Source organism: Streptomyces sp. NBC_01267 (genome assembly GCF_036241575.1).
Lineage (GTDB): Bacteria > Actinomycetota > Actinomycetes > Streptomycetales > Streptomycetaceae > Streptomyces.
Map to the genome: position 1 here is coordinate 4,693,775 of NZ_CP108455.1, position 12,255 is coordinate 4,706,029.

Annotated in this window: 11 protein-coding genes; 4 read left to right on the forward strand and 7 right to left on the reverse strand. The window is 67.7% G+C overall.

Going from position 1 to position 12,255, the window contains the following annotated elements; all coding sequences use genetic code 11:
• Nucleotides 1-49 precede the first annotated feature (49 nt).
• The 6 genes from OG709_RS21595 to OG709_RS21620 form a co-directional block, all read right to left on the reverse strand.
• The gene (locus tag OG709_RS21595; RefSeq protein ID WP_329167498.1) at nt 50-1,003 is read right to left on the reverse strand and encodes a M48 family metalloprotease; all 954 of its coding nucleotides are present in this window, start codon (nt 1,001-1,003) and stop codon (nt 50-52) included.
• A 36-nt stretch (nt 1,004-1,039) separates the two neighbouring features.
• The gene (locus OG709_RS21600; protein ID WP_329167500.1) at nt 1,040-1,552 is read right to left on the reverse strand and encodes a Pycsar system effector family protein; all 513 of its coding nucleotides are present in this window, start codon (nt 1,550-1,552) and stop codon (nt 1,040-1,042) included.
• Nucleotides 1,549-2,652: a hypothetical protein gene (locus OG709_RS21605; protein ID WP_329167502.1), complete on the reverse strand. Its 1,104-nt coding sequence runs from the start codon at nt 2,650-2,652 to the stop codon at nt 1,549-1,551. Before OG709_RS21605 ends, OG709_RS21600 begins: the two co-directional genes overlap by 4 nt.
• A 23-nt stretch (nt 2,653-2,675) precedes the next feature.
• Nucleotides 2,676-4,790, reverse strand: coding sequence for a hypothetical protein (locus tag OG709_RS21610; RefSeq protein ID WP_329167504.1), 2,115 nt, complete (start codon nt 4,788-4,790; stop codon nt 2,676-2,678).
• The gene (locus OG709_RS21615) at nt 4,787-5,542 is read right to left on the reverse strand and encodes a hypothetical protein (RefSeq protein ID WP_329167507.1); all 756 of its coding nucleotides are present in this window, start codon (nt 5,540-5,542) and stop codon (nt 4,787-4,789) included. Before OG709_RS21615 ends, OG709_RS21610 begins: the two co-directional genes overlap by 4 nt.
• A gap of 116 nt (nt 5,543-5,658) precedes the next feature.
• On the reverse strand, nt 5,659-6,363 hold the full coding sequence (locus OG709_RS21620) for a Crp/Fnr family transcriptional regulator (protein ID WP_329167509.1): 705 nt from the start codon (nt 6,361-6,363) through the stop codon (nt 5,659-5,661).
• A gap of 368 nt (nt 6,364-6,731) precedes the next feature.
• Here OG709_RS21620 and rpsL point away from each other — a divergent pair, with 368 nt between their 5' ends.
• The 4 genes from rpsL to tuf all read left to right on the forward strand — a co-directional run bounded on the left by rpsL (nt 6,732) and on the right by tuf (nt 11,088).
• Nucleotides 6,732-7,103 (forward strand): 30S ribosomal protein S12, encoded by a 372-nt coding sequence (gene rpsL, locus OG709_RS21625; protein ID WP_003948652.1) that lies wholly within the window; start codon nt 6,732-6,734, stop codon nt 7,101-7,103.
• 2 nt (nt 7,104-7,105) lie between these two features.
• Nucleotides 7,106-7,576: a 30S ribosomal protein S7 gene (gene rpsG, locus OG709_RS21630; RefSeq protein ID WP_164264073.1), complete on the forward strand. Its 471-nt coding sequence runs from the start codon at nt 7,106-7,108 to the stop codon at nt 7,574-7,576.
• A gap of 38 nt (nt 7,577-7,614) precedes the next feature.
• On the forward strand, nt 7,615-9,744 hold the full coding sequence (gene fusA, locus OG709_RS21635) for an elongation factor G (RefSeq protein WP_250299263.1): 2,130 nt from the start codon (nt 7,615-7,617) through the stop codon (nt 9,742-9,744).
• 150 nt (nt 9,745-9,894) lie between these two features.
• Nucleotides 9,895-11,088 (forward strand): elongation factor Tu, encoded by a 1,194-nt coding sequence (gene tuf / locus OG709_RS21640; RefSeq protein ID WP_250299265.1) that lies wholly within the window; start codon nt 9,895-9,897, stop codon nt 11,086-11,088.
• Nucleotides 11,089-11,210: 122 nt separating this feature from the next.
• Here the strand turns inward: tuf and OG709_RS21645 are convergent, their stop codons facing one another.
• On the reverse strand, nt 11,211-12,119 hold the full coding sequence (locus OG709_RS21645) for a polysaccharide deacetylase family protein (protein WP_266641359.1): 909 nt from the start codon (nt 12,117-12,119) through the stop codon (nt 11,211-11,213).
• Nucleotides 12,120-12,255: the final 136 nt, after the last annotated feature.

The window sequence follows — 12,255 nt, forward strand, 5'->3', positions numbered from 1 at the left end:
GGTCTGACGAAGGGCGGTCACCCCGGTGGGGTGGCCGCCCTTCGGCTTTTCAGCGGAATGGGGGAGCACCTCGCCGAAGGGCGTGCAACCGGGTGCGGTGGTCCGGGTGGGGTGCGAGCAGCCGGGACAGGAAGCCGGTGACTCCGGTGCTCTTCTCGTCGTCGGGATCCGTCCCGGGCATGTTGGTCAGCAGCACGGTCAGTTGAGGTTCGAGTCCGAGGCCGCTCGCGTACCGATCGGCGCGCAGCTCCGCGCTGCGGCCGACTGCGGCTATCAGGAACGGGGCCATAAGGATCAGCAGGATCAGTCCACGGGTGAGGACTACCGCGTACAGGGCGGCGGCGCCGAGGACCAGTACGAGCACTGCCGCCGTGCCCGTCGACCTCTTCCCGATCCTTGTGACGGCCACCCGCAGGAGACGCCAAGCGAGTCTGCTCGGCAGCGCGTACCAGTAGGCCAGGCGTCCGGCCCATGCGTGGCCGCCCGCGTGATGGCCCAGTTCGTGTGCGAGTGCGGCGGCGAGCTGGCCCTCGGGCAGATGTTCAAGCGCGTAGGTCGTCACCCCCACGATGTGACCGGTCGCCGCTGTTGCGGCAGCCGACGCGCTCTCCTCCACCCAGAGGGTGTACGCGGCACAGTCCACCCCTGCCCGCGTGGTCACCTCGCGCCACACGGGCCTCAGCCGGGCCAGTTCCCCGGGAGTGGGACGGTGCAGCCCGAGGACGAGGCGGGCCAGCACTGATTCGACCGGGGGCCAGAAGACGAAAGTACTGCTGAGCAGCCACGCCGCGATCCATGCCCAGGCGGGTACACCGGTAAGGGCAGCGACGGCGGCGGACAGACCGGCCACGATCAGCAGGCTGACCAGAGCCTGGGGTAAGTGCAGGGCGAGATGGCCGAGTGTGGCGGCATCGGCTCCGCGACGGCGTGCCTTGATGTGGATCCGGCCTTCCTGGAAGCGGAGGCCGGGATCGGCGGAGGATGGGTCGGGCGACGGGCGCACGGGTGAAGTCCTTGTCTTTTCGCGGTTCGGCAGTGGTCAGCCGATGAGGAGAGCGGCGGGCAGCAGCAAGGTCGTGATGCCGAAGGACAGGAGTCCTCGCCCGATCCACTGGTGCTTGCGCCCTGCGATGCGGCTGGTCTCGGCGAGGGCGATGAGCAGAGCTGGTGACGCCTCGCGGTGTTCTGCCGTGGGGAGCGACACGGCCAGTAGCCCCAGAGCGCAGGCGCGTTGAACGTCCGCGAAGTGGGTGAGCGGCATCCCGGGCTGCCAGCCGCCGGCGCTGTAGCGCGGTCGTACGGCGAGGAGCAGCGCATACAGCGAGCTGATCAGTGTGGCGACGCTGAGCCAGTACAGCCCCTGCCCTGCCGGGGAGAGCTGCCGGGGGGACCAGCCCCGGCCGACGAGCAGCGCCGCGTGGACGCTGCCCGCCAGGCCGAGCGCTGCCATCAGGACGGCCGCCTTGCTGTCGGCCCGGCCGATCTCGGCGCGGATGGTGCCGAGAAGCCTCAGTGACGCCTGCCCGTCGATGGAACGGTCGGCGGCGGTCATGGCCGCGCCATGTTTTCCGTGCCCGTGCCCGTGTCCGGAGCGGGCAGGAACAGTTTTGCGTCCTGCTGTGGCTGGGCGGGGGACGGCTGGGCCAGCAGCCGGTTCATGGTCTCGACCACGTAGTCCTTCGGCTTCTCCATCTGGTAGCTCTCCAGGCCGTGCTCCGTCAGGATGCGGTTCATCAGTTCAAGCTGGTTCCTGACCAGCTCCGACTGGTCTTCGCGCATGTTCTTCACGACCAGCGCGGTGTCCTCGGGATGCTCTACGAGATGGAGTACCAGAGCGGCAGAACTGCCCTCCGACAAGTGCGAGCGGTAGAAGCTGATCCGCTCCGCGGTAATCCTCTGCCGGTAGTCCTGCTCTTCGAGCTCCCGGCGCAGCTGTTCCAGCCTGACCCTGTGTTCCGGGGACGAGGCGGCTGCCTCGTGCCGGGCGGCGCGCAGCCGCCGGCTCTGCGCCCGTTCGCCATCGTCCGCGCTCAGCCTTACGGTGCAGCCGACCCGCAGGCCTTCCGCCGCGGCGATCGGAGGCGCGGTGTCGAAGGCCTGCTGGACGGCTCTTTCGGCGTCCGGTACCGCGTCGGTCCGGTGACGGCGGCTGGCTTCCCGCAGGATTCCGCCGAGGCGCGGGCCGAGCAGCGCGGGCACGTCACGCACTCCCGTCGTGATCACTCGGGCCGGGTCGACGACCTGCCAGGTGAGGTGGGCGATGCTCTCGAAGCTGAATGCGTCGATGGCGCTGGGCAGCGGGACAGGCAGAGAGACCGGATGCAGGCTCACATCCACCTCGTAGACGGCGACGTAGCGTTTGCCGACGACATCGCTGAGGCGGGGGCGCCGGGGAGGCATGAAGATCTCGCAGTCTCCCTTCGCCGTGAAGAACACCAGGGCGTGGTCACTGTGCAGGGACGGCCGCCGGGTCAGGTACGGGAAGCGGGAGAGCTGGCGGACGGTGACCACGGGGTCCTTCAGCAGGCTGTTCCCGTCGGTGAGCAGACGCTGCTGGGGCTGGGCCTGGGCCTGGAACTGGGGTTGGGCCTGGACACGGGGCTGGAGTCGGGCCTGGGATGTGAGCCGGGGCGAGAGCAGGGGTTCGGACATGGAGTCCTCCTCGTACGGGCCGCTCACTGGGGAAGTCCCGCCAGCAGGCGGTCGGCGACCGGCAGGCGGGAGCCGCTTTCCGTGCTCCACGCGGTGCGCAGCAGGTGTTCGAGGCGTCGGCGCTCGGGTGGGTACTGGGCGAGGCCTGGAAGCAGGACGGACAGCGCCGCCTCCGCCTCCGGCGCCCGATCGGCAACCCCGACCCACGAGCGCATGGTCCGCAGCGCCGGTCCGGTGTGGCGGGGGTCGTCGAGCGCCGCGCTCCACAGCCTGCTCAGCTGCTGTGCCTCGCACGGCGTCTGTTCCAGAGCGGTCCTGTACCAGTCCAGGACGAGAGGGCGGTCGTCCGCCTCACTGCTCGGCTGGTCACAGGCGAGCAGAAAGGCACCGAGGGCGGGATTGCGCACGGCACGGTCCTGTTCGACGAGCACTGCCAGCTTCGCGAGCACCGGTCCGCGGGCAGCGAGCAACAACAGTTCTATGGCCTCGACCAGCTCCCGCAACTCCTCGCTCTCGGGCTCCTCCTCGCCCTGCTTCTTGCGGTCCTTCTCTTTCCGGGAGTGCTCGCGAGCCGCTGTGATCAACGCCTGCAGTGCGTCGTCGGGTAGCACCGGACCGAGCAGACCGTAGGCGCGGATCGCGGTCCAGCGACGGTTCTCGTCATCGCCGGTGCACCAGGAATGGAGGATCTGCGGGATGCCGACGGCGTGCAGCAGGTGCGCCAGAGTGAGGGCGTTGGCAGCGGCCAGCCGGGCGGCGTAGCTTCGGGAATCGGCCCACGGCTCGATGAGATGGGCGAGGCCGGACGACAGGTCGGAGCGGGTGAGCAGGGCAGCCGCCGCCGATGCCCGGGTCCGGACGAGAGGGCGGCCGTCGGCGGCGAGGTCACGTAGCCAGGCGACCAGCGCGGGGCGAGCCGAGGGATACAACATCCATACGGTGTGCAGCAGTTGAGGTGCGACACGGCCGTCCTGGAAGGCGGCCATGTACTGAGGCACGGCGCCCCAGACTGTCGTCTCGGGTGCCTCGTAGCCACGTGCCCTGGCCTGCCTGAGGCGGGCGCTCCGAGAGTTGCCGAACACCGCCACGCCGGCCGGCTGGTGCGGGTTCTCGATCCGCTGGAGCCAGGTGAACAGCCCGTCGGCCAATTCGGCGGCGAGTGCGTAGGGCGCGTCGTCGAAGACACCGAGAGAGATCAGAAAGGCTCTGTCGTGCAGGGAGAGCCCGTCGCCGGTCAGCCAGGACTCGATCTGTGTCTGGACGGTTGCCTCTCCGAAGGAGACAAGGCTGGCTTCTTCGGCGGTGCCCGCGGCGACGGCGACGAGCTGGTTCGCGAAGGCGGCGGCCTCGCCTGGCGGGTGATCCCGTTCGAGGAACGTGTCGACGGCCGCAAGATCGCGTACGCGCTCCCAGCCCGCGACGCCCTCCGCAGCGCAGACATGGGAGGCCAGTACGTCTGCGGCGAGGGGCGGCTCCCAGGGGAGCGGGGTCAGGTCACCGGAGGCGGCGGAGTCGGCCACCGTGATCACCAGATGACCGCCGCCACGGATCAACTGCTCGCGAATGGCGTGCAGATGCACCCGTTGCAGGGGCCGGTTCCGGCTGACGGCGAGATCGGCCAGCAAGTACCCGACAGCGCTGTCCAGCTGATCGCGTACGGCGGTCGGCGCAGTGTCGGAGGGAAGCGACCGGACCTGGCCGAGCCCTAGCCTGTGGAGCAGCATCAGGCCGGCCGAGCTTCGACCGGTGGCCCGGCTGCCCGTCAGGACCAGCACCCGCTCCTCACGCAGCCGGGTCAGTGCCTCGGTGAAGAGCGGGCCTTCCGTGAAGACCAGGGACAGCCGTGCCACGTCGTCCGCCGGGATCTCACCGGACAGCGGGCGTGGCTCGCTGTACGCGCCGAACTGGTAGACCACGTCCCCGTGCACGTGGCCCCCGGTCACCCCGTACTGCGAACCGCCGATCAGTGCGCTGGCCAGGTCGACCGGGCTGTGCTCGATGAGATCGAGCCGGGCGGCCCACGCGGGCGGTCGCTGCTCCTGGGCCTCCTCCTCCGCTTCCTGAGCCTTCTCCTCGTCCGCCTTCTCCTCGTCGGGGACGGTCCCCGCGGCCTTCGCCGCTTCAGCCGGGCCCGTCACCGGGTTTCCCCGGACCGAGGGCCGAAGGAGAAGTTGGCCCCGCCGTGCACGGTGCCACCGGCCACGCCGTACTGGTCTCCCATGATGTGGACGGAGCCCGGCCCGGCCGGTTTCGCCGACGACGTCGGGGACGCGCCGGATTCGGCGGCTGCCGCGCTCGGAGAAGTGCTCCCGGCGGACGTCGGCAACGGGCCGTGCAGCCAGGCTGACAGGGGCCCGTTCTTGCTGTCCGGCGTGATGGGGCGGAATTCCTCCGGCCGGATGCCGGGGTGACCGTGCCTGACGATGCCCTGGTGCACGGAGTCCGACACGCAGAGGGCGAAGTCGTCCGGCCGCTCGCGCAGTGCGCTGCGCAGCTCGTTCGCGTCGAGCAGACGGCAGGCGTGGTTCAGATCGGAGCCGACCCAGCCGTTCTGGTCGTCGATGGCGACGTACCCGGTGGCCAGGACGGCGCGCAGCCGGATCTGGGAGCTGCCGGAGGCCCGCTGGTTGGTGGCACGCAGTTGGACGGGCAGCTCGGTGATCAGCGCCCGCAAGAGCGCACCGACCGACGCGTTGGCGTCGATCAGCTCCATCACGGAGTCACCGCGGTCAGCGCGCTGCCGCTGGGACTCGTCGATGGCGGCGGCGCCCAGGGTGTTGTCGGTGATGTCGTAGAGCATGCGCCGCAAGTACGCCTGCTCGACGTCGGTGCGGTCGCTGTAGCGCTCGATGTCCAGGAGCAGCAGGGTCCGGTTCACGGGGGTGTTCATGAAGGCCTCTCGGTCGGTTTGCCGTACGACGGCAGACTGGCCGGAGCGGAACGCCGCTGGTGAGGGCAGATGGCACTGAGGAAGTGTGACCGTGTGCACAGAAGGACGGGCGGACCTCAGGCACCCGCGCCGATCCGTCGCAGTACGTCCGGGCGCAGGATGATCAGGGTGCGGCGCCCCGTCACGACGACCTCGCGTTCCCTCAGCTCCCTGAGGAGGCGCTGGACCATCTCTCGTGAGGCTCCGATGGAACCCGCGAGCTCGACCTTGCTCAGGGGTACGGCCAGTTCGATGCCCTCGGGAAGGGCCCGCCCGTGAGTCCTCGCCAGTTCCAGCAGCAGTACGGCAAGGCGTTCGCGAACGGTGAGGGAGGCGAACTCCAACCGCCGCTGGTCGGCGGCCCGGGTGCGGTCGCTGGAGAGGCCGAGCAGTTGCATCGCCGCCTCGGGAAACTCGGACAGGTACGTCCGGAACCCGCTGTAGTCGATCGCGCGGGCCTGTACCGGCTCCAGGGCGGTGACCGTGGCTGATCGCGGGCGGCCGGTGAGGGCGGCGGATTCACCGATGATGTCTCCCGGCCCGCGCAGTGCCAGCAGAGCCACGTAGCCGTTGAGCGCGGTGGCCGTCACCTTGGTCCAGCCGTGCAGGACGAGCAGGACATGGGCGGACGGCTCGTATTCCCTTACCAGCTCCCGCCGAGGTGCGAATTGCATTTCCCTGCCGAGAGTGAGCAGCGCGTCGCGTTCCTTGTCCTCCAGCCTGGCCAGGAAGGGGACCCTGTCGTCAAGGCCGTCGTCCCCCGGAGTCGGCACCTTTGCCATGGCCTTCTCCGTCCCCCCCGATGCGGCCCGCAGAGCCAAGTTACTGAAGCGGGATCTTCGCCGGGCGGGAACACGAAGAGAGCTCGGCGAACAGGGAACGCCCACGAAAAGAATCATGGTCTGCCAGGGGGGCGTCGCATTTGTTTTGACCGCAGTCGGTGAGGTAGGTACGCTCTGACCTTGTGCCTGGGGTGTGCCCTGGCTCCTGTGCGTGTCTTCAACCGCATGACGAGTCCTTGAGCGGCCATCGCAATCTGCGCTCTTTCCGCCGTTCGGCGGAGGTCCGCAGTATTCGACACACCCGACCGCGTGGGTCGGAGATGTTCCAGGTTAGTTTCACTACACGGCACACAGAAACCGGAGAAGTAGTGCCTACGATCCAGCAGCTGGTCCGGAAGGGCCGGCAGGACAAGGTCGAGAAGAACAAGACCCCCGCGCTCGAGGGCTCGCCCCAGCGTCGTGGCGTCTGCACGCGTGTCTTCACGACCACCCCGAAGAAGCCCAACTCGGCGCTCCGTAAGGTCGCGCGTGTTCGCCTGACCTCCGGCATCGAGGTCACGGCCTACATCCCGGGTGAGGGACACAACCTGCAGGAGCACTCCATCGTGCTCGTGCGTGGTGGCCGTGTGAAGGACCTGCCTGGTGTTCGCTACAAGATCATCCGCGGTTCCCTCGACACCCAGGGTGTCAAGAACCGCAAGCAGGCCCGCAGCCGCTACGGCGCCAAGAAGGAGAAGTAAGAATGCCTCGTAAGGGCCCCGCCCCGAAGCGCCCGGTCATCATTGACCCGGTCTATGGTTCTCCTCTTGTCACCTCGCTGATCAACAAGATCCTGCTCAACGGCAAGCGTTCCACTGCCGAGCGGATCGTGTACGGCGCCATGGAAGGCCTCCGCGAGAAGACCGGCGCAGACCCGGTCATCACGCTGAAGCGCGCGCTTGAGAACGTCAAGCCGTCGCTCGAGGTCAAGTCCCGCCGTGTCGGTGGCGCCACCTACCAGGTGCCGATCGAGGTCAAGCCCGGTCGTGCCGCCACCCTCGCCCTGCGCTGGGTCGTCGGTTACTCCCGCGCCCGTCGCGAGAAGACGATGACGGAGCGGCTCACCAACGAGCTGCTCGACGCCTCCAACGGTCTTGGCGCTGCCGTCAAGAAGCGCGAGGACACCCACAAGATGGCCGAGTCCAACAAGGCCTTCGCGCACTACCGCTGGTAGTCGCTACCCACATCGAGACCGAGAGAAGATTGAGCCTTATGGCCACCACTTCGCTTGACCTGGCCAAGGTCCGCAACATTGGGATCATGGCCCACATCGACGCGGGCAAGACGACCACCACTGAGCGGATCCTCTTCTACACCGGTGTGAGCTACAAGATCGGTGAAGTCCACGACGGCGCTGCCACGATGGACTGGATGGAGCAGGAGCAGGAGCGCGGCATCACGATCACGTCTGCCGCGACGACCTGCCACTGGCCGCTCAATGATGTCGATCACACGATCAACATCATTGACACCCCGGGTCACGTCGACTTCACCGTCGAGGTGGAGCGTTCGCTCCGCGTCCTCGACGGCGCTGTCACCGTGTTCGACGGTGTCGCGGGCGTCGAGCCGCAGTCCGAGACTGTCTGGCGTCAGGCGGACCGCTACGGCGTGCCGCGTATCTGCTTCGTCAACAAGCTGGACCGTACCGGTGCCGAGTTCCACCGCTGCGTCGACATGATCGTCGACCGCCTCGGTGCGGTGCCGCTGGTCATGCAGCTCCCGATCGGTGCAGAGGCCGACTTCAAGGGCGTCGTCGACCTCGTGACGATGAAGGCCTTTGTCTGGTCTGCCGACGCGAGCAAGGGCGAGATGTACGACATTGTCGACATCCCGGAGACCCACACCGAAGCGGCCGACGAGTGGCGCGGCAAGCTGCTCGAAGCCGTTTCCGAGAACGACGACGAGATGATGGAGCTGTACCTGGAGGGCGTCGAGCCCTCCGAGGACCAGCTGTACGCGGCGATCCGCCGTATCACCCTTGCTTCCAAGGGTTCTGCGGACTCCGTCACCGTCACCCCCGTCTTCTGTGGCACCGCGTTCAAGAACAAGGGCGTGCAGCCCCTGCTCGACGCGGTCGTCCGCTACCTGCCTTCCCCCCTGGACGTCGAGGCCATCGAAGGCCACGACGTCAAGGACCCCGAGGTCGTCGTGAAGCGTCAGCCTTCCGACGACGAGCCGTTCTCCGGTCTTGCGTTCAAGATCGCGAGCGACCCGCACCTCGGCAAGCTCACCTTCGTCCGGATTTATTCGGGCCGCCTCGAGGCCGGCACCGCGGTGCTGAACTCGGTCAAGGGCAAGAAGGAGCGCATCGGCAAGATCTACCGCATGCACGCGAACAAGCGTGAGGAGATCGCGTCGGTGGGCGCGGGCGACATCATCGCCGTCATGGGGCTCAAGCAGACCACGACCGGTGAGACGCTCTGTGACGACAAGCAGCCGGTGATCCTGGAGTCCATGGACTTCCCGGCGCCGGTCATCGAGGTCGCCATCGAGCCCAAGTCCAAGGGTGACCAGGAGAAGCTGGGTGTAGCCATCCAGCGTCTCTCGGAGGAGGACCCCTCCTTCCAGGTGCACTCCGACGAGGAGACCGGCCAGACCATCATCGGTGGTATGGGCGAGCTTCACCTCGAGGTGCTGGTCGACCGCATGCGGCGCGAGTTCCGCGTCGAGGCGAACGTCGGCAAGCCCCAGGTCGCGTACCGCGAGACGATCCGCAAGACCGTCGAGCGTATCGACTACACGCACAAGAAGCAGACTGGTGGTACCGGCCAGTTCGCGAAGGTGCAGATCGCGATGGAGCCCATCGAGGGCGGCGACGCGACCTACGAGTTCGTGAACAAGGTCACCGGTGGCCGCATCCCCCGTGAGTACATCCCCTCGGTGGACGCGGGTGCTCAGGAAGCCATGAAGTTCGGCATCCTGGCCGGTTACGAGATGGTGGGCGTGCGCGTCACCCTTCTCGACGGTGGTTACCACGAGGTGGACTCCTCGGAGCTCGCCTTCAAGATCGCCGGTTCGCAGGCGTTCAAGGAGGGTGCCCGCAAGGCGTCCCCCGTGCTCCTCGAGCCGATGATGTCGGTCGAGGTCACCACGCCCGAGGACTACATGGGCGATGTGATCGGCGACCTGAACTCCCGCCGTGGCCAGATCCAGGCCATGGAGGAGCGCAGCGGCGCTCGCGTCGTGAAGGGCCTCGTGCCCCTCTCGGAGATGTTCGGCTACGTCGGAGACCTCCGCAGCAAGACCTCGGGTCGCGCAAGCTACTCGATGCAGTTCGACTCCTACGCCGAGGTTCCGCGGAACGTCGCCGAGGAGATCATCGCGAAGGCCAAGGGCGAGTAACTCTTCCGAGTCCACGCTTTAGGCTTGTCACCGGAGCCACTGGGGCATTCGGCGCGTAATGCGCCGAATGCCCCGGGCCCCGGCATCCCAGCAAAGATCACCTGGCGCCGATGAAGCAAGGCGTACAGAACCACTCCGCAGGAGGACCCAGTGGCGAAGGCAAAGTTCGAGCGGACTAAGCCGCACGTCAACATCGGCACCATCGGTCACATCGACCACGGTAAGACGACCCTCACGGCCGCCATTACCAAGGTGCTGCACGACGCGTACCCGGACCTGAACGAGGCCTCGGCCTTCGACCAGATCGACAAGGCTCCCGAGGAGCGCCAGCGCGGTATCACGATCTCGATCGCGCACGTCGAGTACCAGACGGAGTCGCGTCACTACGCGCACGTCGACTGCCCCGGTCACGCGGACTACATCAAGAACATGATCACGGGTGCCGCGCAGATGGACGGCGCCATCCTCGTGGTCGCCGCCACCGACGGCCCGATGCCGCAGACCAAGGAGCACGTGCTCCTGGCCCGCCAGGTCGGCGTTCCGTACATCGTTGTCGCGCTGAACAAGGCCGACATGGTGGACGACGAGGAGATCCTGGAGCTCGTCGAGCTCGAGGTCCGTGAGCTCCTCTCCGAGTACGAGTTCCCGGGCGACGACCTTCCGGTCGTCAAGGTCTCGGCGCTCAAGGCTCTTGAGGGCGACAAGGAGTGGGGCCAGACCGTCCTCGACCTGATGAAGGCCGTCGACGAGTCGATCCCGCAGCCCGAGCGTGACGTCGAGAAGCCGTTCCTGATGCCGATCGAGGACGTCTTCACGATCACCGGTCGTGGCACCGTCGTCACCGGTCGTATCGAGCGTGGTGTCCTCAAGGTCAACGAGACCGTCGACATCGTCGGTATCAAGACCGAGAAGACCACCACCACGGTCACCGGCATCGAGATGTTCCGCAAGCTGCTCGACGAGGGCCAGGCCGGTGAGAACGTCGGTCTGCTCCTCCGTGGCATCAAGCGCGAGGACGTCGAGCGCGGCCAGGTCATCATCAAGCCCGGTTCGGTCACGCCGCACACCGAGTTCCAGGCCCAGGCCTACATCCTGTCGAAGGACGAGGGTGGCCGTCACACCCCCTTCTTCAACAACTACCGCCCGCAGTTCTACTTCCGTACCACGGACGTGACGGGCGTGGTGACCCTTCCCGAGGGCACCGAGATGGTCATGCCGGGTGACAACACCCTCATGGACGTCGCGCTGATCCAGCCGGTCGCCATGGAAGAGGGCCTGAAGTTCGCCATCCGTGAGGGTGGCCGGACCGTGGGCGCCGGCCAGGTCACCAAGATCCTCAAGTAATTACTTGACGGTCTGACCTGGTAGCTCCGCACCAGAGCACCGAGAAGGGCCCCCGGCCCGCCGTTCGCGGCGGACCGGGGGCCCTTCTGCGTTGCCCGCGACTGTCTGGCCGGGGCGGTCGGCTACCGGGTGTAGGGGAGGACGAATTCGTAGTCCTGCGCGAGGAGTTGCGGCAGGTAGTCGGCGACGGCCTGAACGGTCTGGTCGCGGTTGCCGCCGCCGTCGTGCTGGAGGATGACGCTGCCCGGCGAGGCCCCGGTCAGTACCGCCTGCTCGATCTTGGACACTCCGGGACGCGCCCAGTCGTTGGTGTCGATGTTCCAGCCCAGCGGCTCCATGCCGAGGTCCGCGCAGATCGCCAGGGACTCCGCGTTCCAGTCGCCGTAGGGCGCGCGGCACCAGCGCGGGGGAGCACCCAGGGTCTTCTCGATGATCTCGCTGGTGCGGCCCAGCTGGTCCCTGACCTGTGCGCCGGAGAGCTTGGTGAGCTGGGGATGGGTGTACGAGTGGTTGGCGATCTGGTGGCCCTCGGCGGAGACGGCGTGGAGCAGTTCGGGGAACGCGGTGGCGTTCTCGCCGATGACGAAGAACGTCGCCCGGATCCGGTACTTGCGCAGCACCGCCAGGACCTGCGGGGTGTTCACCGGGTGCGGGCCGTCGTCGAAGGTGAGCGCGATCCTGCGGCCCTTCGGGGCGGGGAGGACGTACTCCGCCGACGTACGGACCTGGGCGTGCGCCGGGGGCACCCCCATGGAGCTGTCGCCCGCGATGGCCCGCAGCCGGAAGTGCTCGGGGTTCTGTCGTACCCCGGGCCGTACGGCGGCGGGGCCCGCGGCTCCGGTCACGGGAGCACTCGGGGTGGGTGTCGCCGGTGGCGTTCCGCTGCCCTTGGGGCCGGGGGTTCCCCGGGAGGCCCCCCGGTCCGGAGCGATGTTCAGGACGTCCGTGGCGAAGGCCGCGCACATCACGCCGGTGGCGATGGCGGCGGTCAGGAATTGCCTTCGTGATTTTGTGTGATGATCTGATTGCATGCCTATGGCGATGCCACAGAGCTGTCCCTGGATGTCGAAGCCGCGCCCACCGGGGTCCGGGAGATCACCCGATGGGTGCTGTGGTCGTACGCGGTCGGCCCAAGGCGGGACCGGCTCCGCCGGCCGGACCCCGCGA